Source organism: Azospirillum sp. ST 5-10, from assembly GCF_051225715.1.
GTDB lineage: Bacteria > Pseudomonadota > Alphaproteobacteria > Azospirillales > Azospirillaceae > Azospirillum.
This window is the reverse complement of record NZ_JBPJSP010000015.1, coordinates 47,564-74,525: the sequence shown is the minus strand read 5'-3', so window position 1 is coordinate 74,525 and position 26,962 is coordinate 47,564. Positions and strand designations below refer to the sequence as shown.

Sequence of the window (26,962 nt, the reverse complement as noted above, 5' to 3'; positions counted from 1 at the left end):
TGCGGACACCACCCCCCGGCCCCGTCCGGTCCCGGAAAATCAACCCGTTGCGGAATAAGGGTTTTTCCGTTTGGCGCGGTCCTTGCGTAAACGGACGCGGGCGGCATGCGCGGCGCGCAGGACGGTGTTGTGGCCGTCGCGGGCCGCCGTCCCCGTCGTACGTGCCCGGACCCGGCGAGGCGCCGCGGCCGGGGAATCGCAGGGAGAGGGGCGACATGTTCCTGAGGCGCGAGATCCCAGGCGCCCCGTCTCCCGTGGGAACCGCTGACATGAAAGGACACCACACGATGCTGACCTTCGAAGACTGTCTGGCTTTCAGCGACGTCGAGCCGAACGACCTGTCCGACCTGCGCCGGCTCGGCACCATTTCCGCCTTGCAGGCGGCCACGCTCAAGGAGGCGTGCGGCCGCGAGCCCGACGCCCGCGCCGCGCCGCTCACCGGGGCGCCGGACGGCAAGGCGCTTTTCTAGGGATCGGGCCGCGCGCAGCGCTTTTCCGGCGGGCGCCGCGGGCGCGGACCTCGGGCCCGCCCGTCAGGGCCGCCCCGCCGCCGTCACCCGCCAGACGCGGTCGCCGACGTCGTCGGCGACGAGCAGCGCGCCGCGGCGGTCCACGGCGACGCCGACCGGGCGGCCGAGCGCATGGCCGTCCGCGTCGAGGAAGCCGGTCAGCACGTCGACCGGGCCGCCGCTCGGCCGTCCCCCGGCGAACGGCACGAACACGACCTTGTAGCCGCTGTGCGGCCGGCGGTTCCAGGAGCCGTGCTGGCCGACGAAGGCGCCGCCCGCGAAGCGCGCGGGCAGCGCGCCGGGGCGCGAGAAGGCCAGGCCGAGCGAGGCGGTGTGGGGGCCCAGCGCGTAGTCGGGCACCACGGCCCGGGCGACGAGGTCGGGGCGCTGCGGCTCGACCCGCTCGTCCACATGCCGGCCGAAATAGCTGTAGGGCCAGCCGTAGAAGGCGCCGTCGCGCACGGCGGTCATGTAGTCGGGCACGAGATCGCTGCCGATTTCGTCGCGCTCGTTCACCGCGGCCCACAGCGCTCCGCTCGCCGGCTCCCAGTCCAGGCCGTTGGGATTGCGCAGGCCGGACGCGAAGACGCGGTGGGCGCCGGTGGCGCGGTCGACCTCCCAGATCGCCGCCCGCCCCTCCTCGGCGGCGATGCCGTTCTCGGCGACGTTGCTGTTGGAGCCGACGGTCACGTAGAGGCGCCGCCCGTCGGGGCTGGCGACCACGTTCTTGGTCCAGTGGTGGTTGATCGGTCCGGCGGGCAGCGCCACCACCGTCGCGCCGGGCGCGGTGATGCGCGTCTGTCCCGCGCGGTAGGGAAAGCGCACCACCGCGTCGGTGTTGGCGACGTAGAGGTCCTCGCCGACGAGCGCCATGCCGAAGGGCGAGTCGAGTCCTTCGAGGAAGGCCGTGCGGAACTCGGCCACCCCGTCGCCGTCGGCGTCGCGCAGCAGGGTGATGCGGTCGGCGCTGAGCCCGCCGGCCCCCGCCTCCTGCATCACCAGGCCCATGATCCAGCCGGTGATGCCGCCGCGGTCCTCGGGACGGGGCGGGGCGTTGGTCTCCGCCACCAGGACGTCGCCGTTGGGCAGGGGCAGGAGCCAGCGCGGGTGGTCGAGACCGGCGGCGAAGGCGGTGACCGCCAGCCCCGGTGCGGCCACCGGCGCGGCGCCGGGCGGCCACCCCGCGGCCGGGGCGATGTTGACCGTCGGGATCAGGGTCTCGCGCGGCGGCGGCAGGTCGGGGGCGGGGCCGATGCCCGCCGACACCGGCAGGGTCGCGCGGTCGCCACAGCCGGACAGCGCGGCGGCAAGGCAGAGGGCGGCCCCGACACCGAAGGAACGCATGGCGGCCATCCCATGGCTGGTGGACCCAGGGTGAACGGGTGTCGGACCGCCGCGGTTCCCCGAGGCGGGACGAGCCGGCCCCTGAGCGCGACACGCCGCGGCCTATTCCTCCAGCGGCCGGGTCTGCTTGAGGAGGTCGAGGAAGCGCTCCAGCACCGGGTTGGGCTGGTTCCCCTTCTTGGTCACCGCCTGGAACTGGACGCTGTAGCGGTGGGTGTTCGGCAGCAGCGCGCGCATCGCCCCCCGCTCCACCCACTGCCGGGCGTAGTGGGTCGGCAGGAAGCCGATGTAGCAGCCGGTCAGGATCAGGAAGGCCACGCCCTCGCGGTCGGTGGCGGTCGCCGTGGTGTTCAGGGTGTGCTGCAGGCGGACCGCGTCGGGCGCCTGCTGGGCCTGGGTCGGGGCGACCGCGTCGGCGGCCTCGACGGCGGCGCGCGACGCCCCGACGAGAGCGGCATCGAACAGCGGGTGGCCGCGGCAGCAGTAGAGGCGGGCGTGCTCCTCGTACAGGGGAAAGCGGTCGACACCCGGCAGCGGCCGGCCGGCCGGCACCACGCCGACGTGCAGGCGGCCGTCGAGCACGCCGCGCTCCACCTCGTTGGGCGGGATCATGCGGATGTTCACCCGCACGTCCGGCCCCTGCTCCTTCAGGCCCCGCAGCGCGTCGGTGACGCGCATGTGCGGCAGGGTCACCAGGTTGTCGGTGATGCCGATGGTCAGCTCGCCGCGCAGCCGGCCGTGCGCCGCGTTGATCTCGCTGCGGAAGCTGTCGAGTCCCGCGAACAGCCGCAGCGTCGCCTCGTAGGCCAGCCGCCCCTCCTCGGTCAGCCGGAAGCCGGCCCGGCCGCGCCGGCACAGGCGCAGCCCCAGCCGCCGCTCCAGGTCGGCCATGTGCAGGCTGATGGCGGCGCGGCTGATGTTGAGTTCCACCTCGGCGGCGGAGAAGCCGCCGCACTCCACCACCGTCTTGAAGACGCGCAGCAGCCGGACGTCGGCGTCGGTCACCGCCGCCAGGGGACGGGCGGCCTTGCCGTTGGGGGTGGGCATTCAGGTAAGCGATCGCTTGCGTGAAGTTTGCGTGGTTTGGATTTAACCAAAACCGAAGGCCGGTGCACACTGCTTTTCCGCCGCGACGCCGCAGCCATGGAGATCGCCCGATGCCGCCCCTGGACAGCCCGCACCCGACCGGCCGCGACCGCACCGCCGGCCTGAGCCGCGAGGAGCTCGACGCACACTGGATGCCGTTCACCGCCAACCGCGAGTTCAAGGCCAACCCGCGCCTGATCGTCGGCGGCGAGGGCGCCTGGTACGTGGACGCCGAGGGCCGGCGCGTCTACGACAGCCTGTCGGGCCTGTGGTGCTGCGGCGCCGGGCACGGCCGGCGCGAGATCACCGAGGCGGTGTCCCGGCAGCTCGCCCAGCTCGACTACAGCCCCGGCTTCCAGTACGGCCATCCCGCCTCGTTCAAGCTGGCGCACAAGCTGGCGGGGATGACGCCGGCCGGGCTCGACCACGTGTTCTTCGTCAACTCCGGGTCGGAGGCCGCCGACACCGCCCTGAAGATGGCGCGCGCCTACTGGCGCCTGAAGGGCGCGCCGACCAAGACCCGGCTGATCGGCCGCGCCAAGGGCTATCACGGCGTCAACTTCGGCGGCACCAGCCTGGGCGGCATCGGCGGCAACCGCAAGCTGTTCGGCGCCGGGGTCGAGGCCGACCACCTGCCCCACACCCTGCTGCCGCAGAACGCCTTCACCAAGGGCCTGCCCGACGAGGGCGCGCACCTCGCCGACGCGCTGGAGGAGCTGGTGGCGCTGCACGACGCCTCCAACATCGCCGCCGTCATCGTCGAGCCGCTGGCCGGCTCCGCCGGCGTGCTGCCGCCGCCCAAGGGCTATCTGCAGCGGCTGCGCGCCCTGTGCGACCGCCACGGCATCCTGCTGATCTTCGACGAGGTCATCACCGGCTTCGGCCGCATGGGGGCGGCCTTCGGCGCCGACGCCTTCGGCGTGGTGCCCGACATCATGACCGTCGCCAAGGGCCTGACCAACGGCGCCGTGCCGATGGGCGCCGTCGTCGCCAGCCGCGAGGTGTACCGCACCTTCATGGACCAGGGCGGCGCCGAGCACCTGGTCGAGTTCCCGCACGGCTACACCTACTCCGCCCACCCCGTCGCCTGCGCCGCCGGCCTCGCCGCGCTGGAGCTGTTCGAGCGGGACCGGCTGGCGGAGCGCGCCGCCGCCCTGGCGCCCCATTTCGAGACGGTGCTGCACGGCCTCAAGGGGCTGCCGCACGTCACCGACATCCGCAACTACGGGCTGGCCGGCGCGGTGCAGATCGCCGCCGACGGCAGCACCCCGGGCCGCCGGCCCTACGAGATCGCCATGCGCTGCTGGAAGGCCGGCTTCTACGTCCGCCACGGCGGCGACACCCTGCAGTTCGGCCCGCACTTCATCGCCGAGCCCGCCGACCTCGACCGCCTGATGGACGTCGTCGCCGACGCCGTCCGCGCCGCCGCCTGACCCCTCCCCCACTCCCCCACTCCCCCACTACCCCACTGCGGAACGCCGATCCCATGACCTTGCTTCCCCATCTCATCGGCGGCGCCGCCGAGGCCCCCGCCGGCGGCCGGTCCGCGCCGATCGTCGACCCGGCCACCGGCGCCACCGTCGGCCAGGTGCCGCTCGCCGACCGGGCGACGGCGGAGCGGGCGATCGCCGCCGCCGAGGCCGCCTTCCCCGCCTGGCGCGCCACCCCGCCGGCCAAGCGCGCCCGCATCCTGTTCCGCTACCGCCAGGTGCTGGAGGACAACGCCGAGCGCATCTGCGCCCTGATCACCCGCGAGCACGGCAAGACCCTGGAGGACGCCCACGGCGAGCTGACCCGCGGCATCGAGAACGTGGAGTACGCCTGCGGCATCCCCGACCTGCTGAAGGGCGAGCATTCCAAGAACGTCGGCCCCGCCATCGACAGCTGGTCGGAGTTCCAGCCGCTGGGCGTCGTCGCCGGGATCACCCCGTTCAACTTCCCGGCCATGGTGCCCCTGTGGATGCACCCCGTGGCCATCGCCTGCGGCAACACCTTCGTGCTCAAGCCGTCGGAGCGCGACCCCAGCGCCGCCCTGCTGGTCGCCCAGCTCGCCCTGGAGGCCGGGCTGCCGCCCGGCGTGCTGAACGTGGTGCACGGCGACAAGGAGGCGGTCGACACCCTGCTGACCGACCGGCGGGTCGAGGCCGTCAGCTTCGTCGGCTCGACGCCGATCGCCGAATACGTCTACGCCACCGGCAGCGCCCACGGCAAACGGGTGCAGGCGCTGGGCGGCGCCAAGAACCACGCCATCGTCATGCCCGACGCCGACCTCGACAACGCCGTCGGCGCCATCATGGGGGCGGCCTACGGCTCGTGCGGCGAGCGCTGCATGGCGATCTCGGTGGTCGTCGCGGTGGGCGACGACACCGCCGACCGGCTGGTCGCCGCCCTGACCGAACAGCTCCGCGCGCTCAAGGTCGGCGCCGGCACCGGGGCCGGCTGCGACATGGGCCCGCTGGTGTCGCGCGCGCATTTCGAGAAGGTGAAGGGCTACGTCGACCGCGGCGTCGCCGAAGGGGCGGAGCTGGTGGTGGACGGCCGCGGCCTGGTGGTGCCGGGCCACGAGGGCGGCTTCTTCCTCGGCGGCTGCCTGTTCGACCGCGTGACGCCGGACATGAGCATCTACCGCGAGGAGATCTTCGGCCCGGTGCTGTGCGTCGTGCGCGTCCGCTCGATGCAGGAGGGCATGGACCTGGTCGACGCCCACGAGTACGGCAACGGCACCTGCCTGTTCACCCGCGACGGCGAGGCGGCGCGCTATTTCAGCGACCGCATCAAGGTCGGCATGGTCGGCATCAACGTGCCGCTGCCGGTGCCGGTGGCCTACCATTCCTTCGGCGGCTGGAAGCGCTCCCTGTTCGGCGACCTCGCCGCCTACGGCCCGGACGGCGTGCGCTTCTACACCCGCCGCAAGACGATCACCCAGCGCTGGCCGGCCGGCGGCGTGCGCGAAGGCGCGCAGTTCGCCTTTCCCTCGATGAAGTAGCCGACGGGGGCGCGGGACGCGGCTGCACCGGTCCCCCCTCCCGACCTCCCCCCACTGCGCGGGGGGAGGAGAAACGCCCTCCCCCGCGCAGTGGGGGAGGGTTGGGTGGGGGGCCGCCGCAGCCAGGCTCCCGCCCGCAGCGCCGCTCACGAATAGTAGGCGGGCGCCGTCCGATACCGGCCGAACTGCTCGAGGTCGTGGCTGACGAAGACCTCGGCGTCGTACGTCAGCGCCAGCGACTTCAGCCGGCGGATCGACTGGACCGCCTTGACGGGATCGAGGTGGAAGCTGGCGATCAGCTCCTCGTCGAAGCCGCGGCGGGTGTAGCAGGCGTCGGCGGTGAACAGCATCGGCCGGCGGCCCGCCAGCTCGACCAGCAGGCTGTAATGGCCGGCGGTGTGGCCCGGCGTCTCGATGAGGTGGAGGCCCTTGGCGATCTCCTGGTCGCCGGTCAGCAGCTCGACCTTCGGCGTCCAGACGTCGCTTTCCGGGTTCGGCACCTCCTTGCCCTCGCGCTTCAGCTTCTCGCGCTGCATGTCGGGGTGGAAGCTCATGTCGGAATAGCCCAGCACCTCGAAGGGCTGGGGGCACTTGCACTGGCCGAACTCGTTGGCGTGGCAGACCGTGCAGGCCTCGCGCAGGTGCCGGTTGCCGCCGCAATGGTCGAAATGGTAGTGCGAGTTGATGACGTAGTCGACGTCCTGCGCCCGGTAGCCGGCCTTCTCCAGCGCCCCCAGCATGGTCTGCTCGCGGGTCTGCTGCGGCTTCTCGAACGGCAGCACCGCCATCACGTGGTCGTAGTCGAAGCCGCTGTCGAAGAGGTAGAGCCCGTCGGCGTGGTCGATCAGCACGCTGTAGACGGGGAACCGCACCTCGCCGGCCGGCCCGCGGTTCCAGTAGACGTGGAAGCCGTCGATGACGAGCGAGCCGCCGTCGAGGATGAACACCTTCGTTTCGGACATGATGCCTCCGTTGTCCAGTTGTTGGCGACCGTTCAGGCGGCTGCCGGCGCCGGCCAGGGGACGCGGCCGGACAGCCCGGCGGCGGCCCGTTCGGCCAGCGCCACCACCGCCGCGTTGACCGGGCCGCAGGGGATCTCGGGAATGACCGAGGCGTCGGCGACCCAGAGGTTCTCGACGCCGCGGACGGCGAGGGTGCCGTCGACCACGCCCTCCCCCGGCGGCCCCATCCGGCAGGTGCCGACGGGGTGGTGGTGGGTGAAGGCGGCCCGGGCGATGAAGGCGTCGAGCTCCGCCGCCGCCGTCAGCCCGGCGCCCGGCAGCGCCTCCTGCGCGATCCAGGGACGGAGCGCCGGCATGGCGGCGATCTGCCGTGCCGCCGCCAGCGCCGCGCGCATCGCCGCCCGGTCGGCCTCCTCGCGCAGGTAGGCGGGATCGATCACCGGCGCCGCCGCGGGGTCGCGGCCGCCCAACCGCAGGGTGCCGCGGCTGCGCGGCTTGGTCGCCCCGAACAGCAGGGTGAAGGCCGCGCCCTCGAGGGGGGCCGCGAACCCCTCGCCCGCCACCGGCAGGACGCAGCAGCCGACCACCCGGTCGGGCTGCCCGCCCGGCCGGGCGGCGAGGTACATCATGCTCTCGGAATGCTGGGTGCGCGTCGGCGCGACGGCGCGGCGGGCGGTGTAGACGTTGCCGGCCAGCAGATGGTCGTGGAGGTTGGCGCCGACCGCCGGCTGGTCGAGCCGCACGGCGATCCCGTGGCCGCGCAGCTGGTCGGCCGGGCCGATGCCCGAGCGCATCAGGAGCAGCGGCGAGGCAATGGCGCCGGCGGCGAGGACGACGCGGTCGCCCGAGACGGCGACCGGACCGTCCCGCGTGGCCCCCTCAACCCCGGCGGCGCGCGCACCGGCGAAGACCAGCCGGTCGACGGTGACGCCGGTCATCAGCGTGAGGTTCGGCCGTTCCAGGGCCGCCGGCAGATAGGCGTCGGCCAGCGAGACGCGGCGGCCGTCGCGGATGGTCAGGCTGTTGGGCGCCGGGCCGTCGAAGCGCACGGCGTGGTCGCCGCTCGGCGCGTGGCCCGCCTCGCCGCCGGCCTCCAGGAAGGCGCGGACCAGCGGGTGCAGCTCGGCGTCGGGCAGCCACACCGTGAGCGGTCCGTCGCTGCCGTGCACCGGCGACGGCGGGCCGACGAAGCGCTCCGACGCCTTGAAGAAGGGCAGCAGCGCGTCGTGGCTCCAGGCCGGGCCGCCGGCCGCCGCCCAGGCCGCGAAGTCGTCGGGGTGGCCGCGCATGTGCGCCATCGCGTGCAGGCAGCTCGACCCGCCGACCAGGCGCCCGCGCGGCCAGGGATGGCGGCGCCCGGCGGTTCCCGCCTGCGGCACCGTCGCGTAGGCCCAGTCGTAGCGGCGGCCCGGCAGGCGGCCCCAGCGCGCGGGGTCGGCGATGTCGGGGTCGTCCTCCCACCCGCCCGCCTCGACGAGGCAGACGCGCAGGCCGGGGTCCTCGCTCAGCCGCGCCGCCAGCACGCAGCCGGCGGACCCGGCGCCCACCACCACCACGTCGAAGGCGCCCGCCCCCGTCATGCCGCCGGCCCCGCCGGCTCGGGGCGGCGGTTGCCGACGCGCGGGTCGGGCCGCCCGCCGTCGCTGACCGCCAGCACGGCGACGATCTCGCCCGGGCGCGGGGCGTCGTGGACGAACACCGTCATGGCGTCGAGATGGTCGAACGACCAGACCTCGTCCTTGTGGCCGAGCGGCACGTCGATCGGCATGCCCATGCCGCCCAGCTTGGTGGTCGAGGGGATGATGGCGGCGCCGCCGCCGACCGCCGCCCGGAAGGGCTGGCCGAGGCGCGGGTGCAGCAGCGCGGCGGCGTGCTCCACCTCGCCGCCGGCGCCGACGATCGCCGCCTTGCCGTAGGCCGCCACCGGCGCGCCGAGCAGGGCCACCGCCTCGCCGGCGAGCCGCGCCCCGAGGACGGCGCCGAAGTCGACCAGCGGCGTCAGGTCGTCGGCCGGGCGCCCGGCGAACGGGTTCTCCAGCACGGCGACCGCCGCCACCCGGACGACCGGCCGGGCCGCCGGGCGGTCGCCGTCGGCCAGCACCGTCTCGCGCAGCAGCAGCGTCTTGCGCAGGCGGGGCGGCGCGCTCACCACCGCACCATGCCGGCGTCGACGTTGATGGTCTGCCCGGTGATCCAGCGGGCGTCGTCGGAGGCGAGGAAGGCGACCGTGCCGGCGATGTCGGCCGGCTGGCCGTAGCCTTTCAGCGCCTGGAGCATCTCGACGAAGGCGAAGGAGTCCTTGTGCGGGCTGTCCATGACGCCCTCCGAGGCGGTCAGGCCCGGCGTCACCGCGTTCACCGTGATCTCGTGCTTGCCGAGCTCGGTCGCCAGCGCCCGGGTCAGGCCGAGGACGCCGCCCTTCGCGGCGACGTAGGCCGCCATGTTGGGCGTCCCGGCGAAGATGGTGTTGGAGGCCATGTTGACGATCCGGCCCTTGCGGCCGAGCCGGCGCATCTGGTCGGACCCGGCGCGGCACATCAGGAAGGTGCCGGTCAGGTTGACGTCGATCAGCCGGCGCCAGTGGGCGAGGTCGACGTCGTCCCAGGCGATGAAGGGCACGATGGCGGCGTTGTTGACGAGGATGTCGAGGCCGCCGCACTCGGCCTCGACCATCTGGTGCAGGGCCATCACCGCGTCGGGGTCGGCGATGTCGCAGACCACCCCCAGCGAGTCGTTGCCGAGCCCGGCGGCGACGGCGCGGGCCCCCTCCCCGTTCAGGTCGGCGACGACGACGCGCGCGCCCTCGGCCGCCAGACGCTGCGCGACGGCCTTGCCGATGCCCTGGGCGGCGCCGGTGACGATGGCGACCTTTCCTGTGAATCGAGTCATTCCCTGCATCCTTGTTCGCTGGTTGGAGCCGCCACGGGCGACCTTCAGGAGTCCGACAGAGCGGCGAGCGCGGCCTCGGCCGCGGCACCGGCGTCGGCGCGCGCGCCGAGCCGGCGCAACGCCCCGGCCAACGCGGCCAGGCCGACCACGGCGTAGAGCGGCTGGGCGGTGCTGCCCATGTGGCCGATCCGGATCAGCCGGCCGAGCGTCTCGCCCCGCCCGGCCGAGAAGCTGACGCCGAAATGGTCGCGGGCGGCCGCCAGCAGCCGGTCGGCGTCGATCCCCTCGGGCACCCGGACCGCCGTGGTGGTGGGCGAGGCGATCGCCTCGCGGGCCGGCCACAGCCGCAGGCCCATGGCCTGCACGCCGGCGCGGCAGGCCCGCGCGGTCAGCGCGTGGCGGCGCCACACCGCCTCCGGCCCCTCCTCCAGGTAGAGGTCGAGGGCGGCGTCGAGCGCGTTGACCTCGGCGACCGACGGGGTGAAGGGGAACGGCCGGTCGTGGCGCCACGCCTCCTCCCAGTCGAGGATGCTGAGCATGGAGGCGCGCGGCGCCAGCGGGTTCGCCTTCATCTTGTCCCAGGCGCGGCCGCTGACCGCGAGCAGGGTCAGGCCCGGCGGGCAGCCCAGGCACTTGTTGGGCCCGGTGACGAAGAGATCGGCGTGGCAGTCCCCGGGATGGACGTCCATGCCGGCGAAGGACGACACGGCGTCGACGATCAGGTAGGCACCGTGCGCCGCGACGATCCGGCCGATCTCGGCGACCGGGTTGAGCGTTCCCGACGGCGTGTCGTGGTGGCAGACCGCGACCACCGTGATGTCCGGCCGCTCGCGGAAGGCCGCCTCCACCGCCGCCGGGTCGATCGCCTCGTCGTAGGGCACCTCGACCTCCAGGAGCTCGCCGCAGTAGCGCCGCGCCCAATAGCCGAAACCCTTGCCGTAGACGCCGGACACGAGGTTCAGCACCACGTCGCCCTGGCCGATCAGGCTGGCGGCCGCCGCCTCCAGCCCGAGCACCGGCTCGCCGTGCAGGATCACCGGCGGCTCGGCGGTGCGCAGGGCGCGCGCCGCCTTGCGCGCCACCGCCTCGTAGAACGCCTGGAAGGCGGGGTCGAAATCGTACAGCACCGGGCGCGACAGGGCGCGCAGCACGGCGGGATAGGCGTTGACGGGACCGGCGCTCAGCGTGAAGACCGGTTCGGCGATGCGCTCCGTAGCCATGTCCTTCCCCCCTTTGGTGACGATCGTTGACACCGGGCTCAGCGCGCGCCGCGGACGTAGGGCAGCCCGAGGGCCGCCGGCAGGCTGGCGCGCCGGCCGAAGACCACCAGCACCGCCATCACGGCGGCGAACGGCAGCATCTGGATGACGTCGGTCGGGATCTCCACGCCCGCGACCTGCAGCGCCGTGGTCATGGAGAGGCAGGCGCCGAACAGCGCCGCCCCCGCCAGCACCCACAGCGGCCGGCCGCGCGCCAGCATCGCCAGCACGATGCCGATGAAGCCGGCGCCGCCGGTCATGAACGGGATGAAGAGGCCGGCGCCGACCTCCGCCATGAAGGCGCCGCCCAGGCCGGCGAAGGCGCCGGTGGCCAGCACCGCGGCGAAGCGGGTGCGCATCACGTCGACCCCGGCGCCGTCGAGGGCGGCCGGCTTGTCGCCGGCGGCCTGCAGGGTGATGCCGAGGTGGGTGCGGCGGTAGAGCACCGCCATCACCGCCGCCAGCGCCACCGCGAGGTAGACGACGGGGTGCCGGTCGAACAGGCCCGGCCCGACGACGGGCAGCGACGCCAGCCCCGGGACGGGCAGCGTCTCGACGCCGGGCAGGCGCGGGTAGGAGCGGCTGAACTGCACGTGGTGCAGCAGCGCCGTCAGCCCCTCCGCGCCCAGCGTCAGGCCGATGCCGATGACGATCTGGCTGAGGCCGATGCGCACGCACAGCAGCCCCATCACGAGCGCCGTCGCCATGCCGCCGGCGACGCCGCAGAGGAAGCCGACCCACAGCGAGCCGGTCTGGTAGGCGCCGAGGAAGCCGGCGTAGGCGCCGATCAGCATCATGCCCTCGATGCCGATGTTGAGCACGCCGGCCTTCTCCGAGATCTGCTCGCCGAGGCCCGCCAGCAGCAGCGGCACCCCCGACATGACGAGGCCGACCACCAGCGAGGTGAGGAACGGCTGCGAGAGGATCATGTCCATGGCCGTCAGCTCCGCGCGTCGAGGCGCCAGCGCTGGGCCAGGTGTTCCACCAGCGCCAGCACGATCAGCAGGTTCGCCACCAGGACCAGCGAGAAGTAGTGGGGCACGCCGAGCCGGCGCGCGGCACTCTCGGCGCCGATCTGCAGGGCGGAGAAGAACAGCACGTAGACGATGCTGGCGAGGCCGTTGAGCCGGGCCAGGAAGACCAGCGGGATGACGGCGAGGCCGAAGGCCGGGTTCCAGTCGGCCCGGACGTTGCCGTGCACGCCGAGGATCTCCACCGCCCCGGCCAGCCCCACCAGCCCCGCCGAGAGGGCGAAGACGGCGAGGGTCAGCAGCGGCACGTGCAGCCCGACATGGACCGCGGCGCGCGGGTTGGCGCCGACGATCCGCAGGCGCAGGCCGAAGCTGGTGCGCGTCATCACGAGATGGACCGCGACGACGGCGATCAGGCCGATGACGAGGCCGCTGCTGACCGTCGTCCCCGGCAGGGGCGGCAGCCGGTCGGCGACGGCCAGGGTGCGGGTCTGCGGCACGGTCGTGCCGGGGTCGAGGAAGACCATCTTGACCAGCGCGTTGGCGACCGACAGGCCGAGGAACGACATCATCAGGGTCGTGATGATCTCGTTGACGCCGTGGTAGGCCTTCAGCAGCGCCGGCAGCAGCGACCACAGGGCGGCGGCCGCCACCGCGGCCAGCGCCGCCGCCAGCAGCACCGCCGGCACCGGCCACGCCCCGGCCAGCGCCGGTGCCACCGCCGCCGCGGCCACCGCGCCCAGCATGAACTGGCCGTCCAGCCCGAGGTTCCACAGGCCCGCCCGGAAGGCCAGGATCAGCCCGGCCGCCAGCAGCAGCAGCGGCGCCATGCGGGTCAGCGTCGCCTGGAAGCCGGACTCGGTGAGGAAGGCGCGGCGCACGACGTAGCCGTAATAGTCGAGCGGGTCGGAGCCCATCAGCCACAGCACCGCCCCGGACAGGACGAGCGCCAGCACCACCGGCGCCCCGGCCGTCAGGCCGATCCTCAGCGCCGCCCGCCCGGCCGCCGCGGCGGCCGGCCCCAACGCACCCGATCCCACGGACTGGGCCGGTTCCACCATCATGCCGCTTCTCCGTCCCTGGTGATCCCGTCCGGCTCGTCGCCCACCATCAGCTCCGCCACGACCGACCGCGCGTCGCCGTCGTTGTCGACGATGCCGACGATGCGCCCGCCCGCCATCACGGCGATGCGGTCGGACAGGTCGAGGATCTCGTCGAGGTCGGTGGAGATCAGGACGGTCGCGACCCCGGCGTCCGCCGCCTCGCTCAGGCGGCGGCGGGCCGAGGCGATGTTCTGCACGTCGAGCCCGTAGGTCGGCTTGTTGTAGACGACGACGCGCGCGCCGCCGAACAGCTCGCGGGCCAGCACCGCCTTCTGGATGTTGCCGCCGGACAGCCGGCCGATCGGCGTCTCGGCGTCGGGCGTGCGGACGTCGAACTCCTCGACGAGGCGGCAGGCGTGGTCGCGGATGCGTCCCGGCTGCTCGATGCCGCGCCGCCAGAACGGGTCGCGGCCGACCTCCTTGAGCAGCAGGTTGATGGCGATGGGAAAGGTGCCGACCGTCCCCTCCCCCAGCCGGTCGTCGGTGACGTAGCGCAGGCCGAGGCGGCGGCGCGCGCCGACCTCCAGCGCGCCGATCGGCCGCCCGTCGAGCAGGATCTCGCCGGCCGACGCGCGGATCTGGCCGGCGAGCGCCTCGGCGAGCTGCTTCTGGCCGTTGCCGTCGATTCCGGCGATGCCGAGGATCTCGCCGGCGCGGACGGCGAAGCTGGCGCCGCTGACCCGGCCGTCGCCGACGCCGGGGACCGACAGGCCGCGCACCTCCAGCACCGGCGGCCGCACCGCACCGTCGGCCGCCGCCGGGCGGCGGACGTGGGTGGTGCCGGTGGCGCCGCCGAACATGCTGCGCACCACCGTCTGGTGCAGGGCGTGCTCGTCGCCGTCGCGGAGCTGGTCGGGGCCGAGCTCGGCCACCTTGCGGCCGAGCCGCAGGATCGAGATGCGGTCGCCGAAGTCGAAGGCCTCGCGCAGCTTGTGGGTGATCAGGATCACCGCCATCGAGCGCCGCGCCAGGTTGCGCATCAGCGCCCCCAGCTCGGCCACGCCCTGCGGCGTCAGCATGGAGGTGGCCTCGTCCAGCACGAGAACCCGGCTGCCGCGCAGCAGCGCACGGAAGATCTCCACCTGCTGCTGCTCGCCGAGCGACAGGGCGCCGGTCACCCGGTGCGGATCGATGCGCACGCCGAAGTCGGCGCACAGCGCCTCGAAGCGCCGGATCACCGCCTCCTCCCGCCGCAGCGCCCACCACGGCGCGCCGAGCGAGAGGTTCTGGGCGACGGTCAGGGTCGGCACCAGCATCGAGTGCTGGAACACCGTGCCGATGCCGAGCTGGAGGGCGCGCTTGGGCGAGGCGATCCGGACCGGCGCGCCGTCCAGGCGGATCTCCCCGGCGTCGGGCTGCAGCAGGCCGGACAGCATGGCGATCAGCGTCGACTTGCCGGCGCCGTTCTCGCCCAGCAGCACATGGACCTCGCCGGCGTGGACGCCGAGGTCGACCTGGTCGTTGGCGAGCACGCCGGGAAACCGCTTGGTGACGTTCCGGAGTTCGATCACCGGAGAGGACGCGTCGGGCATGGGCAGACCTTTCGCACGGACGGGCCACGGGCATAGGCGTCGCCCCCACCCTCCCCATGCTCCCGCATGGGTCCCCTCCCTCCCCCGCGGCGCAGGGGAGGGTTAGGGTGGGGGCACCGCACCGCTACACGCGCGCCCGGCGTTACTTCGCGGCGACGTCCGTCACCAGCGAGCGGACGGCGGCGGCGTCGAACACCGGCTCGACCTTGACCTTCCCCGAGACGATGTCGTCGCGGATCTTCATGACCGCGTCCCAGGCCTCCGCCGGGACGTTCTTGGTCTTCAGCAGGCGCACGGAATCGTCGGCGAGCTGGATCTTGTAGTGCTTGGTGCCGAAGGTGCCGGCCTTGAGGTCGGCGATCATCGCGCCGTAGACCGGCGTCATGTCCCACAGCACCGAGGTCAGCAGGTGGCCCTTGTCGAGGGAGGACTTGTCGCCGATGACGTCGATGAACATGACCTTGCCGCCGTCCACCGCCTTGGTGGTCTCGACCGCCTGCAGCATACCGAAGCTGGAGCCGTTGCCCTGGCCGAAGATCACGTCGGCCCCGGCGGCGATCACCGAGCCGGTGACCCGCTGGCCGCCGGCGGCGTCGCTGTAGGCGGCCGGGCCGATGACGGCGTAGACGATCTTGGTGTCCGGCTTCTCCGCCTTGACGCCCTGGGCGAAGCCGGCGGACTGGCTGTTCCAGCTCGGCGGCTCGCCGGAGACGACGATGCCGACGGTGCCGGTGCGGCTGACCTTGGCGGCGAGGCGGCCGGCGAGATAGGCCCCCTCGTGGCCGCTCAGGGTGTAGTCGGCGACGAGGCCCGGCTTCAGGAGGTCGGGGCGGTCGACGATGGCGACGGGGACCTTCAGCTCCTCGGCGATCTCGGGTGCCGCGGTGTTGTAGCCGCTGGCGTGGGCGATCATCAGGTCGACCCCCTCCTCGGCCAGCTCGCGCAAGGTCGGGCGGACGTCGCCGTAGCCGAGGCCCTGGGCCACGGTGATCTCGACGCCGGCCTTCTCGGCGGCCGCCTTGGCGGAGTCCACGCCCTGCTGGTTCCAGCCGAAGTCGGTCCCCTGCTCCGGCACCAGCACCGCGATGCTCTCCACCTCGGCCGCCGTCGCCGCGATGGAGAAGGAAGAGATGGTCAAGGCGCACAACGATGCGACGAGGCTGGTCTTGTAATTGTTCATGGCACGACTCCCTGTTCAAGAGTGATTTACGCCAGCAGAACCTGACCTTGTATTTTGTTTACTGTAGCGATTGCGATGACGTTCCGTTATTCTGGTTCGAGTTCAAGCAACGTTCGAGAGCTTGCGCGATGACGAAACGAGCGAAGGCGGCGGCCGCCCTGGTCCTCCTGGCGCTGTCGGCCGGCCCGGCCGTTGCCGGCGAGGCCGGCGGCGAGGCGCTGCACCGGACCGCCGTCGACGTGCGCAACCGGTCCGGCCGGCCGATCGCCTGCGTCGCCCAGATCGCCCACTGGTTCTCGGCCGAGCTGGGCCGGGCGATGCCCGACGAGGCCCTGCGCGCCGAGCTGTGGTCCGACCCGGCGAGCGGCGCCGTCTTCCTGCTCAACGCCGCCGGCGACCGGCTGCCGGTGGAGGCCGCCTGGTGCGGCTTCGCCGGCGAGGCCTGGGCGACGCGCAGCCCGCTGACCCTGGCGCGGCGGCACGGCGAGGCGGCCGCCGACGTCCGCGTCTCCTGCGACGCCGCCGGCGACCACCGCCTGCGGTGCCGCTGACCCGGTCACCGCGACTTGCCCTCCAGGACGAGGCGCGCCGCCACCAGGGTGCGCGCCCGCTCCGCCTGCAGCTCGCGGATGCGCTCGGGCGTGTACTCGTACATCCCGCCGCCGCTCTTGATGCCGAGCCGGCCGGCCGCCGTGCGCTCCCGCACCGTGGCGCTGGTGGTCGCGGCGTTGCACAGGTCGGCGTTCAGGTAGGACGAGACCGACTGGTAGATGTCGAGCCCGGCCATGTCGAGGAGCGCCATCGGCCCGATCACCGACAGCTTGTAGCCGATGCCCCAGGACACGCAGGTGTCGAGGTCCTCCGGGTCGATGACGCCGCGGTCGACGAGGTCGACGCATTCCCTGAGCAGCGCGTAGAGCACGCGGTTCTCGACGAAGCCGGGGACGTCCTTGCGCACCCGCACCGGGATCAGGCCGAGCGCGCGGATGGTGTCGGTGACGAAGGCCGCCGTCGCCTCCTCGGTCGCCGCCCCCGGGATGACCTCGATCATCGGGATGATGTGCGGCGGGTTCGACCAATGCATGCCGATGAAGCGGCCGGGGCGGGTGACGAAGGCCTGCAGCGTGCCGATCGGGATGCCCGAGGTGTCGGTGGCGATGACGCAGTCGTCGGCGACGAGGGGGCACAGGGCGCGCAGCACCTGCTCCTTGACCTCGACCCGCTCCGGCACGTTCTCGATGACGAGGTCGGCGCCGGCGACGGCCTCGGCGAGATCGCCGTGGAAGGCGACCGTCCCGGCCCCGCCGGCGGGCGGCGCGATGCCGAGCCGGTCGAGCACGGCGTCGACCTGCGGCATCGCCGCCCGCGCCCGGTCGAGGGCCGCGTCGGCGACGTCGTAGGCCCGCACCTCCACCCCGCCGCGGGCGAGGCGGCCGGCCATGCCCGGCCCCATGGTGCCGAGCCCGATGATGGCGACCTTCAGCATGCCGGCCTCCCCGCTCAGGCCGCCTGGGCGATCGTGCTCGGCCGGCTGCCCACCGCGACCTGGAAGGCGGGCCGCTCCGCCATCGCCGCGCGCCAGCGCTCGACGTTGGGGAACGCCGGCCGCTCGACCGGGAAGTCGAGGCAACGGGCGACGACCGGCGCCAGCGCGCAGTCGGCCAGGGTGAAGCGGCCGAGCGCCACGAAGTCGGCGCCCGCGAGCTGTCCGTCGAGGATCGCGAGCTGGGCGATCATGTCGGCGCTCTGTGCGGCGAAGTCCGGCGCCCGTTCCTCCGGCGCCTTCTTCGAATCCTTGAAGACGGCGACGTAGGGGGTGTTGAGCGAGGCCAGCAGCCAGTCCATCCAGCGCTCGACCTGGGTCTTGTCGGCCCGCCCGGCGCCGCCGAGGTCGGTGTCGGCGGCGAGGTAGCGCAGGATCGTGTGGGATTCCCAGATCACCAGGTCGCCGTCCACCAGGGTCGGCACCTTGGCGTTGGGGTTGAGGGCGCGGTATTCCGGCGTCTGGGTGTTGCCGAACTGGCGGCCGTAGTCGACGCGGGTGTAGGGGATGCCCAGCTCCTCGAGCAGGAAGAGCACCTTCTGGACGTTGCCGGAGGTCTGGCGTCCCAGCAGCTTGATCATCACATCATCCTCTCGTTCGGCGGGCGTCACCGCGGCAGCGGCTTGTAGACGATCGCTTCCATTTCGATCTTGGTGTTGATGACGGCGCGGGCCTCGACGGTGGTGCGCGCCATCATGCCGTCGGGGAAGAACTCGGCGAAGGCGCGGTTGTAGCGGCCGAAGTCGCGCACGTCCTCGAGGTAGGTCGTGATGCGGACGACGTCGGCGAGCGTGGCGCCGTCCTCGGCGATGATCCGCTCGATCGCCTGGATCGTCCACCGGGTCTCCTCCTCGATCGTCCCGGTCATCATGGTGCCGTCGGCGTCCTTGGGCACCTGGCCGGAGACGAAGATGAAGTCGCCGGCGCGGATCGCCGGATGGAAGGGCAGGTTCGGGTTCTTCCTGCCGATCGGGTAGACGTCCGGCGGGCGGACGGTGCTGGAGGCGTCGCTCATGGTCCTCCCCTTCAGCCGAAGACGCTGGTTTCGATGATGTCCACGCCGTGGACGCGGTCGATGAGGTAGATGATCCCCCGCTCGTCCAGGGTGACGTCGTTGGACGAGGCGCGCTGCGAGCCCGCCGGCACGTCGGGAACGAAGTGCCCGACCTCCTGCGGCGCGAACGGGTCGGCGATGTCGACCAGGCGGAGGCCCTGGGCGAACCAGGCGAAGGGGATGATCGAGCCGCTGAAGCGCTCCGACGGCTGATGGCAGCCGGTCATCGGCGGCTGCGGCTCGCCGGTGGTGTCGATGCCGGCGACCTGGAAGGTCGAGATCGGCACCGGCGTGCGCTCGTCGGTGATGTCGTAGATCCAGGTGAAGGCCGGCGGCGCCGGGTACAGCTTGGCGACGTCCTCGTCCGCCACCACCATGATGCGCCGTCCCTTCAGGGTCTGGGGGATCGGCAGGCAGGTGTGGGTGGGGTGCGGGAAGGCGCGGCTGGTGTTGAGGGCGGCGACCGGCTTGGGCGACGACAGGTCGGAGACGTCGAGGATGAACAGCCCGTGGTGCCAGTAGCTGACGTACAGCCGGTCGCCGAGCCGCAGCGGGTGGTGGCAGCGCGGCGTCGGCCAGGCGGGGTCCCACGGGTACTCCTCGCCGCCCGCCTGCCACTGGCCGGGGATCCACCAGCGCCCGACCTCGCGCGGCGACACGGGGTCGGCCAGGTCGAGGATCATCGCGATGTTGCCGATGAACCCCTCGGCGGTCGGCGAGATGTAGGCGTAGCGCCCGTCGAAGTCGTAGCGGTGCACGCCCTTGCCGGCGGTCTGCCACTTCGAGATCAGCCGCGGCTCGGCCGGGCGGGAGACGTCGTAGATGCCGAGCCCGCCGCCGAACTCCGGCGCGTCCTGGCCGAAGCGCTCGTGGTTGACGATCATGATGCCGTCGCTGACGCGCACCTTGTGGGAGTGCCAGCCGTCGGGAACGGTGATGCGGGCGATCACCTTCGGGTTGCGGGGATCGGCGACGTCGACGATGGTCGTGCCGCTCGGCGGCCGCATGTGCCCGATGTAGAGGGTGGTGCCGTCGACCCAGACCTGCCCGCCGCCGGGGCAGTCGATGTGGGACAGGTGGGTGGTGTTGAGGGACTGGGGCATGGGGTCAGGGCTTTCGCTGTGCGGCGTCAGACGAGCCGGACGGTGTCGCCGTCGGCGGTGCGCCCCCATTTGCGGTAGAGCGAGAAGGCCTTCTGGGCCGGCTCGTCGCTCGCCACGAACAGGATGGCGGGCTCGCTGTCGGACCCGTTGACGTGCTCGCACCACGACCCGCCGGGGATCGCCAGGGTGTCGAATTCGTTCCAGTCGAAGCGCTTGCCGTCGACGATGGAGTGGCCGCGGCCGCGGAACGGGGCGGCCAGCAGGCTGGCGGTCTGGCGCAGCGGCAGGGTCTTCTCGCCGGGCCGCAGCATCTGCGCGAAGAAGGTGATGGTCTTGAACACCGGCCCGCCGGTGGTGGGATCGACGTACTCGACCATCAGCGCCTCGTGCGGGTCGCCGTCCCAGTCCTTGTGGCGGTCGAGGATGCCCTCCATCGCCTCCCAGCGGTAGACGTACATGGGCGAGGAGAAGCCGGCGCCGCGGCTGTGGTTGACGAAGCGCGGGCGCAGGCCGCCCTGGCCGTAGATGCGGTGCGAGTAGTCGTCGGGAAAGCGGGCCGACTGCTTCTTCTTCAGCACGTCCTGGCCGCCCTCGGCCTCCGTGTAGTCGTGCTCGAAGCTGACGGCGTTCAGGGTCTCCACCAGCGGCAGGTCGAGGACCGACAGGTTGATGGCGGGCTCGTCGCCGACGGTGCCGTGGTTGTGCCAGGTGTCGATCGGCGTCAGCACCATGTCGCCCGGGCCGAAGACGATGTCCTCGCCCTCGACGCCGGTGAAGTTGCCCTTGCCGATCAGGCCGAAGCGGATGGCGCTCGGCGTGTGGCGGTGCGGCGGCATGATCTCGTTGGGGTCGTTCAGCCGGTAGGCCGTGTACATGGTGCTGACCGTGGCGCGCTGCGGCGCCAGGCCGGGATTGACCAGGATGACCGAGCGGCGGTCGGAATCGTCCGTCGTGATCAGCTCGGCCGAGCGCTTGAGGATCGGCTCGATGTCGTCCTTGTAGGTCCACAGGTGGGGCACGGCGCGGCGGGTCGCCATGAGCTGCCGGATCTCGTCGTGCTCGACCTTCGAGGTCGCCCAGAACGGGAAAAGGTTGCGGGCGTGGAGGTCGTCGTACAGCGCCTTGAGCGCCGCCTCCCGGTTGCTCAGGGTGTCGAGGCTGCTCATCGCGTTGGGCTCCTGTTCGGATGAACGGCGAGGTGTCTCAACCAATTTTCCAACCGTAATCTGGAGCGGTTGCCCCGTAAAGCGAAAATTGGTCGGTCCCGCCAAGTTTTCGCACGGCCCGGTCGGCCGACGTCCCGACCAATGGTCAGGACGCCAGGGGAACGGCCACCTCCCCCGGAACGGCGGCGTCCGCCTGCGGCAGCGCCGCCGGCGGCAGCGGCGAGCGGCCGCGGATGAGGTCGGACGCCCGCTCGGCGATCATCACCACCGGCCCGTTGATGTTGCCGGACGGCATGTCCGGCATCACCGAGGCGTCGACGACCCGCAGCCCGTCGACGCCGCGCACCCGCAGGTCGGGCCCGACCACCGCCATGGCGTCCGACTCCGGCCCCATCTTGCAGGTGCCGAGCGGGTGGTGGACGGTGATCGAGGTGGCGCGGATGTGGGCGTCCAGGTCGGCGTCGGCGGTCCGCGCCGGCCCGGGCAGCGCCTCCCTGGCGACGAAGGGCTGGACGGCGGGCTGCCCCATGATCGCGCGCGTCATCCGCATGCCCTCGCGCAGGGTCGCCCAGTCGGCGTCGCGGTTCAGGAAGTTCTGGTGGATGCGCGGCGCCGCCGCGGGATCGGCCGAGGCGAGGCGGACGCTGCCGCGGCTCTCCGGGTGCAGCATGACGATGCGGGCGACGAAGCCGTCGGCGAAGGGCTGGCTGAAGGGCGGCAGGTAGGGCCGGCCGGTGAAGGGGGCGGCGGTGAAGAGGAGCTGGAGGTCCGGCGCGTCGAGTCCGGAGCGGGTCTTCAGGAACGCGGTGATGCCGCCCGGCACGTCGGCGGCGAAGCCCGTGCCGAACAGGTAGGCCTGGAGGATCGCCGGCCCGATCCGGTCGGCCCGCATCATGCGGTGGAACGGCCCGGGCTCCTTGCGCAGGTAGGAGATGATGACGGAGACATGGTCCTGCAGGTTGCGGCCGACCCCGGGCAGCGCCACGCGGGTGGCGATGGCGTGGGCGGCGAGCTGGTCGGGGTCGCCGATCCCCGACAGCATCAGCAGGTGGGGCGAGTTGATGACGCCGCCGGCGAGGATCACCTCGCGCGACGCGCGCACCTCCTCCAGCCGGCCGTCCCGCCGGTATTCGACACCGACGGCACGGCTGCCCTGAAACAGCACGCGGGTGGCCAGCGCCCTGACCTCGACCGTGACGTTGCCGCGCCGCAGCGCCGGGCGCAGGTAGGCGGTGGCGCAGCTCTGCCGGCGGCCGTTGCGGATGGTCATCTGCAGGCGCGCGAAGCCGTCCTGGCGGGCGCCGTTGTAGTCGTCGTTCCAGGCGAAGCCGGCGGAGCGGCCGGCGGCGGCGAAGCTGTCGACCAGCGGGTCCTGGTACTTGCAGGTCTGCACGCCGAGCGGCCCGCCGCCGCCGCGGTAGGCGCTCTCCCCGCCCTCCCAGCGCTCCTGGCGCTTGAAGTAGGGCAGGACGTCGGCGTACGACCAACCATCGAGGCCGGTTTCCGCCCAACGGTCGAAATCGCGCCGGTTGCCGCGGACGTAGGCCATGGCGTTGGTCGAGGACGAGCCGCCCACCACCTTGCCGCGCGCGCACTCGACGCTGCGGCCGTCCACGTTGGCCTCCGGCTCGCAGAAATAGTTCCAGTCGTGCAGGCGCTTCTGCAGGATGCGGCCCCAACCCAGCGGGATGTGGATCCACGGGTCGCGGTCCCAACCGCCGGCCTCCAGGACCAGCACGCGGACGTCCGGGTCCTCCGACAACCGGTTGGCGAGCGTGCAGCCCGCCGAGCCGGCGCCGACGATGACGTAGTCGTACGATCTTACTGAACCCATTGCTGAATCCCGTTCAAGAGTTTATCTTAGAACGCGCAGACGGGGTGCTGTTTTTCGGCCGGTCCTGTTGGCCTTTGGTCGGCAGGTGGTGCCCGGAAGGTGCTGGCGGGCAGCCGCTGCTTCAGCGCTGCAATAACCAATTCGAGCTGACCACCTTTCAACCAAACTTGTCAACCATTCCAGTGGACGCTATTCTCCACGGCATGTCTGACGCTTTCCGAGGCGGTTTGCCCACGCCGTCGCCAGAAACAGGAACACATCGATGCAGAGTGGCAGGCTCGTGAAGCTGCGGCCATCCGGTGCCGATCTCCCCAAGCTGGAACCGGTGTCCGACCCGGAGCGGGTCGACCTGATCGCCGCCGCGGTGCGCGAGATCGTGGCGGCCGGCGCCGCCCTGCCGCCCGAGCGTGTGCTGGCGGAGGGGCTGCGGGTCAAGCGGCACCGGCTGCGCTCGGCGCTCGAGCTGCTGCGCAAGGAGGGCCACATCGGCCAGCCGGTGGTCGGCCGGCCGCGCAACGCCGCCGCGCCGGACGCCGGCGAGACGCTGATCATCTGCACCAATCCCATCGAGGTGATCGAGATGCGGATGGTGGTCGAGCCCGGCCTGGCCCGGCTCGCCGCCCTGCGCGCCTCGCCCTTCGAGATCGCCCAGATCGAGGCGGCGGCGACCACCGGGGCCGGGGCCGAGACCGGCGCCGTCGACCTCGCCTTCCACATGGCGGTGGCGGCCGGGGCGCGGAACAACCTGGGGGTCGAGCTCTACGGGCTGCTGCGGCGCGTCGGCACCGACGCCCGCGTGCGCATCGGCGCCAAGGACGCCGCCGTCTGCCCCAAGCGCATCCAGCAGCGCGACGCCGAGCACCGCGCCATCGCCGCCGCCATCGCCGCGCGCGACCTCGACGGCGCCGAGCAGGCGATGCGCGCCCACCTGCTGGCGGTCCAGAAGCGCATCACCGAACGCCTGATGCCGGGCGTCACCGCGGCCTGACGCCGGGAGAGGGGGGGCCGACGCCAGTCGTAGGCAAAGGACGGAGACCCTCTCCCCGCCAGGACTAACGCATTCACACATCTGGTGCGGCACAACCCTCCCTCGCCCCCGGCGGGGGAGGGAGGGGCCCGGCCGAAGGCTGGGAGGGTGGGGGCTTGGTCTTGCAGGACGAGCCGGCGCCCCAGTTTTGCACCGCCAAGGGTTCGGCGCTGCTGCGAAACCGAGCCCCCACCCGGCGTCCTTCGGACGCCCCCCTCCCCCGGCGGGGCCGAGGGAGTGGCGGTCGCCCGGCATCGGAAAACGTGTGAATCCGCTGGCCCCGCCGCGGAGAGGGCCGGGTGCGGGGGCTCCGCACTTGGTCGCCCGGTCCCCCGCCCCTCCTCTCACCCGCCCCTGCGGGCCGACCTCTCCCCGCCGGGGCGAGGTGATCCTCACGGCGCCGCCTTGGCGTCGACCAGCGTCTTCAATTGGTCGTACTCCGCCTTGACCGCCGGCTTGTCGTTGATGATGGACAGGCCGATCCGCGCGAACTGCTCCATCATCGCCGCCTGCTCCGCGGCGGGCAGCTTGGCGATGGTGCCGCCGTTGGCGGTCCAGGTGTCGGCGGAGCGGGTCAGGTTCGCCACGCCCCAGGAGAAGGCCCGCTGCTCGGCGGCGCGGCCGGCGGCGCGGATCGCCTCCTGCACCTCGACGGGCTGGGACTGGAACCACGTCTCGTTGACCACGTCGACCGAGACGATGTGGGCGAAGTTGAGGTCCAGCACGTGCTTGGCGACGTCGTAGTACTTGAACGCGGTGAGGATCGGCATGCCCGCCAGCACGCCGTCGATGCCGCCGGTCTGCAGCTGCGGGATCACCTCGGTCAGGGCGAGCGGCACCGGCAGGGCGCCGACCGCCTTCAGCGGCTCCATCTGCAGCGGTGTCGCGAAGGTGCGGATCTTCTGTCCCTTGAGGCCGTCGAGGGTGGTGACGTCGCCCTTGGTCAGCACCAGGGTGGAGCTGTTGTAGATGGCGCCGATCACCCGGAGGTCGCGGTCGAGGAACATGGTCTCGAGATGGTCGCGGTAGGCCGGGTCGTGGATCACCGCGTGGACGTGCTCGGGCGATTTGAAGAGGCCGGGCACGTCGAAGATCTCGAACTTCGGGTCGGTGTTGGTCAGGAACGAGGTCGGCGAGATGAAGGACTCGATGGTGCCGAGCAGCACCCCCTCGGTCATGCGGGGGATCGAGCCGAGCTGGCTGGCCGGGTAGATCTCGACCTTGACCTTGTCGCCGACGCGCTTGGCGAGCTCCTCGGCGAACAGCTTCTGCCACTCGTGCTGGACGTCGTTGATGGTGGCGCTCGCCAGCTTCATCACGGTCTGGGCCGACGCCGGCTTCACGGGGCCGGCGAGGATCGCCAGGGCCGCCGCCGTCAGCAGGCACAGGACTGGTTTCTTCATGTCGAAAGCTCCGATCAGGGGGTGGCCGCGCGGGCGAGGAACAGCGACAGCTCGGGCCAGTAGGTGATGATCACGAGGGCGGCGACCTGCACCGCCACGAAGGGCATGACCCCGCGGTAGATCTTCCCCAGCGGCAGGTCGAACACCGACTGGGCGACGAAGAGGTTGAGCCCGAACGGCGGCGTGAACATGCCGATCGCCAGGTTGACCGACATGACGATGCCGAAGTGGATCGGGTCGATGCCGAGCTGGATGACCGACGGCACCAGCAGCGGCGCCAGCACGAGGATCGCCGAGGTCGGGTCGAGGAAGCAGCCGGTGATCAGCAGGACCACGTTGACCGCCAGCAGGAACTCCCAGGCCGTCAGACCGAGGCCGGTGAGCCAGCCGGTGATCGCCTGCGGCACGCCCTGCAGGGTGAGCAGCCACGAGAAGACGCCGGCCGCCGCGACGATGATCAGGATCTGCGCCGTCAGCAGCGCCGAGCGGCTGGCCGCCGCCAGCACGTCGCCCCACGACATGGTGCGGTGCACGTAGCGGGCGACGACGATGGCGTAGACGCAGGCGACGCCGCCCGCCTCGGTCGGCGAGAACCAGCCGAGATAGATCCCGGCCAGCACGAAGACCGGCATGGACAGCGCCGGCAGCGCCGCCCGGGTGGCCCGCACGAACACCCCGGCGTCGAACCCCTCGGTCCGCGGGATGTCGCGGAAGCGCGAGCCGACGACGACGAAGATCGCCATCATCGCCGCCATCAACAGGCCGGGCAGGACGCCGGCGGCGAACAGCTTGGGGATCGACTGCTCGGCCGCCGCCCCGTAGAGGATCATGGCGATGCTGGGCGGGATGACGATGTCGATCGCCCCGCTCGACGCCGCCAGGCCGGCGGCGTAGCTCTCGCCGTAGCCGCTGCGCACCAGGCGCGGGTAGAGCACCCGCCCGACCGCCGCCACCGCCGCGGCGCTGGACCCCGACACCGCGCCGACCAGGGTGCAGGAGCCCACCGTGGCGACGCCCAGGCTGCCCTGCATCCGCCCGGTGATCGCCAGCACCCACGACACCATGCGGTCGGCGATGCCGCTGGTCCCCATGAGCTCGCCGGCGAAGACGAAGAACGGGATGGCGAGCAGGGCGTAGTTGTCGAGCCCGCCCATCATCACCTGGTGGAGGGCGATCGGCGGCGTCGGCAGCACCAGCAGGAAGCTGGCGGCCGCACCCGCCAGGAACACCGCGAAGATCGGCGTGCCGAGCGCCAGCAGGACCAGCGGCAGCAGCCCCAGCGTCCAGATCATGCCCCGTCCCCTTCCCGGACCAGCGCCGCCAGGGTGCCGAGCGCCAGGCACGCGGCCGTCAGCGCGGTCAGCGAGAACCCCACCAGCAGGGCGGAATGGGGGATGACGGTGGGGATGCCCAGCCCCATGCTGACCTGGCCGACCCGCGCGACGCGGGACACGAAGGCGAAGCTCTGCACCGCGGCGTAGCCGCAGCACGCCGCCACCAGCAGGTTGTGGAACAAGGCCAGGTTGAGCCGGCCGCGGCGGTGCAGGCAGCCCTGCACGGCGTCGAGGCTGAGATGCCGCCCCTCGGCGGTGACCACGACCATCCCGGTCATGACCAGCCAGACCACGGCGTAGACGACCAGCTCGTCGGCGCCGGTGAAGGAGATGCCGAATCCGTAGCGGCCCGCCGCGTTGGCGACGTTGACGACGACCATCAGCAGCAGGACGAGGCCCAGCACGACGCGCAGCACGGCGAGCAGGCCGCCGGCGAGGCGGCCCGCCCCGGCCAGCGCGGCGGCGAGGCGGGAATGCGTTGGGTTCTGGAGTGCGACGCTCATGTGTCCCCGCGCGGTGTTCGCTGAAAGAACCGGACCCGGAAACCTGCCGGCGGCCGTCGGCCGCCAGGGGGCATGCGGGTGGCGTACGGCATAACCATTTCAAGAACCATTTCGGAAATCCTACCATCATGTTCGGCGACGACAAGCAAAATGCGCCGACCGGTCGTCACTGAC

Annotated in this window: 25 protein-coding genes; 5 read left to right on the top strand and 20 right to left on the bottom strand. The window is 72.4% G+C overall.

The features are described 5' to 3' along the window. The first annotated feature begins 287 nt into the window (after nt 1–287). Complete coding sequence (locus ACSBPG_RS17610; protein WP_435538503.1) at nt 288–470, top strand: hypothetical protein; 183 nt, start codon at nt 288–290, stop codon at nt 468–470. Nucleotides 471–533: 63 nt separating this feature from the next. Here ACSBPG_RS17610 and ACSBPG_RS17605 read toward each other — a convergent pair whose 3' ends face one another. Both ACSBPG_RS17605 and ACSBPG_RS17600 read right to left on the bottom strand, forming a co-directional pair. After that, the gene (locus ACSBPG_RS17605; RefSeq protein WP_435538502.1) at nt 534–1,853 is read right to left on the bottom strand and encodes a PQQ-dependent sugar dehydrogenase; all 1,320 of its coding nucleotides are present in this window, start codon (nt 1,851–1,853) and stop codon (nt 534–536) included. 102 nt (nt 1,854–1,955) lie between these two features. Further along, the gene (locus tag ACSBPG_RS17600) at nt 1,956–2,900 is read right to left on the bottom strand and encodes a LysR family transcriptional regulator (protein WP_435538501.1); all 945 of its coding nucleotides are present in this window, start codon (nt 2,898–2,900) and stop codon (nt 1,956–1,958) included. Nucleotides 2,901–3,010: 110 nt separating this feature from the next. Here ACSBPG_RS17600 and ACSBPG_RS17595 point away from each other — a divergent pair, with 110 nt between their 5' ends. Next, entirely contained in the window at nt 3,011–4,372 is a 1,362-nt protein-coding gene (locus ACSBPG_RS17595) for an aspartate aminotransferase family protein (RefSeq protein ID WP_435538500.1), read from the top strand. Nucleotides 4,373–4,425: 53 nt separating this feature from the next. Then, nucleotides 4,426–5,925: a CoA-acylating methylmalonate-semialdehyde dehydrogenase gene (locus tag ACSBPG_RS17590; RefSeq protein ID WP_435538499.1), complete on the top strand. Its 1,500-nt coding sequence runs from the start codon at nt 4,426–4,428 to the stop codon at nt 5,923–5,925. A gap of 146 nt (nt 5,926–6,071) precedes the next feature. Here ACSBPG_RS17590 and pldA read toward each other — a convergent pair whose 3' ends face one another. The 9 genes from pldA to ACSBPG_RS17545 form a co-directional block, all read right to left on the bottom strand. Further along, nucleotides 6,072–6,887, bottom strand: coding sequence for a 4-pyridoxolactonase (gene pldA / locus ACSBPG_RS17585; protein ID WP_435538498.1), 816 nt, complete (start codon nt 6,885–6,887; stop codon nt 6,072–6,074). Nucleotides 6,888–6,919: 32 nt separating this feature from the next. Further along, nucleotides 6,920–8,467 (bottom strand): GMC family oxidoreductase, encoded by a 1,548-nt coding sequence (locus ACSBPG_RS17580; RefSeq protein WP_435538497.1) that lies wholly within the window; start codon nt 8,465–8,467, stop codon nt 6,920–6,922. Beyond that, on the bottom strand, nt 8,464–9,036 hold the full coding sequence (locus ACSBPG_RS17575; RefSeq protein ID WP_435538496.1) for an amino acid synthesis family protein: 573 nt from the start codon (nt 9,034–9,036) through the stop codon (nt 8,464–8,466). The genes ACSBPG_RS17580 and ACSBPG_RS17575 overlap by 4 nt, the downstream gene beginning before the upstream one ends. Beyond that, nucleotides 9,033–9,776, bottom strand: a complete 744-nt coding sequence (gene pldH / locus ACSBPG_RS17570; protein ID WP_435538495.1) for a pyridoxal 4-dehydrogenase, SDR-type — start codon at nt 9,774–9,776, stop codon at nt 9,033–9,035. Before pldH ends, ACSBPG_RS17575 begins: the two co-directional genes overlap by 4 nt. Nucleotides 9,777–9,820: 44 nt before the next feature. Beyond that, entirely contained in the window at nt 9,821–10,996 is a 1,176-nt protein-coding gene (gene ppaT, locus ACSBPG_RS17565) for a pyridoxamine--pyruvate transaminase (RefSeq protein ID WP_435538494.1), read from the bottom strand. A 38-nt stretch (nt 10,997–11,034) separates the two neighbouring features. Beyond that, entirely contained in the window at nt 11,035–11,970 is a 936-nt protein-coding gene (locus tag ACSBPG_RS17560; RefSeq protein ID WP_435538493.1) for a putative B6 ABC transporter permease subunit 1, read from the bottom strand. Nucleotides 11,971–11,975: 5 nt separating this feature from the next. Further along, entirely contained in the window at nt 11,976–13,070 is a 1,095-nt protein-coding gene (locus ACSBPG_RS17555) for a putative B6 ABC transporter permease subunit 2 (RefSeq protein WP_435538492.1), read from the bottom strand. Further along, on the bottom strand, nt 13,067–14,641 hold the full coding sequence (locus ACSBPG_RS17550; protein ID WP_435538491.1) for a putative B6 ABC transporter ATP-binding protein: 1,575 nt from the start codon (nt 14,639–14,641) through the stop codon (nt 13,067–13,069). Before ACSBPG_RS17550 ends, ACSBPG_RS17555 begins: the two co-directional genes overlap by 4 nt. Nucleotides 14,642–14,783: 142 nt before the next feature. Further along, on the bottom strand, nt 14,784–15,821 hold the full coding sequence (locus tag ACSBPG_RS17545; protein ID WP_435538490.1) for a putative B6 ABC transporter substrate-binding protein: 1,038 nt from the start codon (nt 15,819–15,821) through the stop codon (nt 14,784–14,786). A 128-nt stretch (nt 15,822–15,949) separates the two neighbouring features. Here ACSBPG_RS17545 and ACSBPG_RS17540 point away from each other — a divergent pair, with 128 nt between their 5' ends. Next, complete coding sequence (locus tag ACSBPG_RS17540) at nt 15,950–16,372, top strand: hypothetical protein (RefSeq protein ID WP_435538489.1); 423 nt, start codon at nt 15,950–15,952, stop codon at nt 16,370–16,372. A 5-nt stretch (nt 16,373–16,377) separates the two neighbouring features. Here the strand turns inward: ACSBPG_RS17540 and fhmpcd1 are convergent, their stop codons facing one another. From fhmpcd1 to ACSBPG_RS17510, 6 genes are all read right to left on the bottom strand, one after another. After that, entirely contained in the window at nt 16,378–17,307 is a 930-nt protein-coding gene (fhmpcd1, locus tag ACSBPG_RS17535; RefSeq protein WP_435538488.1) for a 5-formyl-3-hydroxy-2-methylpyridine 4-carboxylate 5-dehydrogenase, read from the bottom strand. Nucleotides 17,308–17,321: 14 nt separating this feature from the next. Further along, nucleotides 17,322–17,945 carry a glutathione S-transferase family protein gene (locus ACSBPG_RS17530; protein WP_435538487.1) on the bottom strand — a complete coding sequence of 208 codons (624 nt, stop codon included), beginning with the start codon at nt 17,943–17,945 and terminating at the stop codon, nt 17,322–17,324. 26 nt (nt 17,946–17,971) lie between these two features. Then, nucleotides 17,972–18,379 (bottom strand): RidA family protein, encoded by a 408-nt coding sequence (locus tag ACSBPG_RS17525; protein WP_435538486.1) that lies wholly within the window; start codon nt 18,377–18,379, stop codon nt 17,972–17,974. 11 nt (nt 18,380–18,390) lie between these two features. After that, complete coding sequence (locus ACSBPG_RS17520; protein WP_435538485.1) at nt 18,391–19,521, bottom strand: LVIVD repeat-containing protein; 1,131 nt, start codon at nt 19,519–19,521, stop codon at nt 18,391–18,393. Nucleotides 19,522–19,547: 26 nt separating this feature from the next. Next, entirely contained in the window at nt 19,548–20,687 is a 1,140-nt protein-coding gene (locus tag ACSBPG_RS17515) for a cupin domain-containing protein (RefSeq protein WP_435538484.1), read from the bottom strand. A gap of 145 nt (nt 20,688–20,832) precedes the next feature. Continuing rightward, nucleotides 20,833–22,521, bottom strand: coding sequence for a GMC family oxidoreductase (locus tag ACSBPG_RS17510; RefSeq protein WP_435538483.1), 1,689 nt, complete (start codon nt 22,519–22,521; stop codon nt 20,833–20,835). A 262-nt stretch (nt 22,522–22,783) separates the two neighbouring features. Here ACSBPG_RS17510 and ACSBPG_RS17505 point away from each other — a divergent pair, with 262 nt between their 5' ends. Then, the gene (locus ACSBPG_RS17505; RefSeq protein WP_435538482.1) at nt 22,784–23,509 is read left to right on the top strand and encodes a FadR/GntR family transcriptional regulator; all 726 of its coding nucleotides are present in this window, start codon (nt 22,784–22,786) and stop codon (nt 23,507–23,509) included. 431 nt (nt 23,510–23,940) lie between these two features. On the opposite strand, the gene ACSBPG_RS17500 is transcribed toward ACSBPG_RS17505, so the two are convergent. Genes ACSBPG_RS17500 through ACSBPG_RS17490 form a run of 3 tightly spaced genes read right to left on the bottom strand, consistent with a single transcriptional unit; the run spans nt 23,941 to nt 26,788 of the window. Then, nucleotides 23,941–24,951 (bottom strand): TRAP transporter substrate-binding protein, encoded by a 1,011-nt coding sequence (locus ACSBPG_RS17500; protein WP_435538481.1) that lies wholly within the window; start codon nt 24,949–24,951, stop codon nt 23,941–23,943. A gap of 14 nt (nt 24,952–24,965) precedes the next feature. Continuing rightward, nucleotides 24,966–26,243: a TRAP transporter large permease gene (locus ACSBPG_RS17495; RefSeq protein ID WP_435538480.1), complete on the bottom strand. Its 1,278-nt coding sequence runs from the start codon at nt 26,241–26,243 to the stop codon at nt 24,966–24,968. Next, a complete protein-coding gene (locus tag ACSBPG_RS17490) occupies nt 26,240–26,788 on the bottom strand; it encodes a TRAP transporter small permease (RefSeq protein ID WP_435538479.1) in 549 nt (182 codons plus the stop codon). The genes ACSBPG_RS17495 and ACSBPG_RS17490 overlap by 4 nt, the downstream gene beginning before the upstream one ends. Nucleotides 26,789–26,962 lie beyond the last annotated feature (174 nt).

Coding starts and splice junctions, on each gene's coding strand:
- ACSBPG_RS17605 (WP_435538502.1), bottom strand. CDS start 1,853: ATGCGTTCCTTCGGTGTCGGGGCCGCCCTCTGCCTTGCCGCCGCGCTG.
- ACSBPG_RS17560 (WP_435538493.1), bottom strand. CDS start 11,970: ATGGACATGATCCTCTCGCAGCCGTTCCTCACCTCGCTGGTGGTCGGC.
- ACSBPG_RS17520 (WP_435538485.1), bottom strand. CDS start 19,521: ATGCCCCAGTCCCTCAACACCACCCACCTGTCCCACATCGACTGCCCC.
- ACSBPG_RS17495 (WP_435538480.1), bottom strand. CDS start 26,243: ATGATCTGGACGCTGGGGCTGCTGCCGCTGGTCCTGCTGGCGCTCGGC.
- ACSBPG_RS17515 (WP_435538484.1), bottom strand. CDS start 20,687: ATGAGCAGCCTCGACACCCTGAGCAACCGGGAGGCGGCGCTCAAGGCG.
- pldH (WP_435538495.1), bottom strand. CDS start 9,776: ATGACTCGATTCACAGGAAAGGTCGCCATCGTCACCGGCGCCGCCCAG.
- fhmpcd1 (WP_435538488.1), bottom strand. CDS start 17,307: ATGCTGAAGGTCGCCATCATCGGGCTCGGCACCATGGGGCCGGGCATG.
- ACSBPG_RS17525 (WP_435538486.1), bottom strand. CDS start 18,379: ATGAGCGACGCCTCCAGCACCGTCCGCCCGCCGGACGTCTACCCGATC.
- ACSBPG_RS17530 (WP_435538487.1), bottom strand. CDS start 17,945: ATGATCAAGCTGCTGGGACGCCAGACCTCCGGCAACGTCCAGAAGGTG.
- ACSBPG_RS17555 (WP_435538492.1), bottom strand. CDS start 13,070: ATGATGGTGGAACCGGCCCAGTCCGTGGGATCGGGTGCGTTGGGGCCG.
- ACSBPG_RS17550 (WP_435538491.1), bottom strand. CDS start 14,641: ATGCCCGACGCGTCCTCTCCGGTGATCGAACTCCGGAACGTCACCAAG.
- ACSBPG_RS17500 (WP_435538481.1), bottom strand. CDS start 24,951: ATGAAGAAACCAGTCCTGTGCCTGCTGACGGCGGCGGCCCTGGCGATC.
- ACSBPG_RS17595 (WP_435538500.1), top strand. CDS start 3,011: ATGCCGCCCCTGGACAGCCCGCACCCGACCGGCCGCGACCGCACCGCC.
- ACSBPG_RS17610 (WP_435538503.1), top strand. CDS start 288: ATGCTGACCTTCGAAGACTGTCTGGCTTTCAGCGACGTCGAGCCGAAC.
- ACSBPG_RS17510 (WP_435538483.1), bottom strand. CDS start 22,521: ATGGGTTCAGTAAGATCGTACGACTACGTCATCGTCGGCGCCGGCTCG.
- ACSBPG_RS17505 (WP_435538482.1), top strand. CDS start 22,784: ATGCAGAGTGGCAGGCTCGTGAAGCTGCGGCCATCCGGTGCCGATCTC.
- ACSBPG_RS17580 (WP_435538497.1), bottom strand. CDS start 8,467: ATGACGGGGGCGGGCGCCTTCGACGTGGTGGTGGTGGGCGCCGGGTCC.
- pldA (WP_435538498.1), bottom strand. CDS start 6,887: ATGTCCGAAACGAAGGTGTTCATCCTCGACGGCGGCTCGCTCGTCATC.
- ACSBPG_RS17590 (WP_435538499.1), top strand. CDS start 4,426: ATGACCTTGCTTCCCCATCTCATCGGCGGCGCCGCCGAGGCCCCCGCC.
- ACSBPG_RS17490 (WP_435538479.1), bottom strand. CDS start 26,788: ATGAGCGTCGCACTCCAGAACCCAACGCATTCCCGCCTCGCCGCCGCG.
- ppaT (WP_435538494.1), bottom strand. CDS start 10,996: ATGGCTACGGAGCGCATCGCCGAACCGGTCTTCACGCTGAGCGCCGGT.
- ACSBPG_RS17540 (WP_435538489.1), top strand. CDS start 15,950: ATGACGAAACGAGCGAAGGCGGCGGCCGCCCTGGTCCTCCTGGCGCTG.
- ACSBPG_RS17545 (WP_435538490.1), bottom strand. CDS start 15,821: ATGAACAATTACAAGACCAGCCTCGTCGCATCGTTGTGCGCCTTGACC.
- ACSBPG_RS17600 (WP_435538501.1), bottom strand. CDS start 2,900: ATGCCCACCCCCAACGGCAAGGCCGCCCGTCCCCTGGCGGCGGTGACC.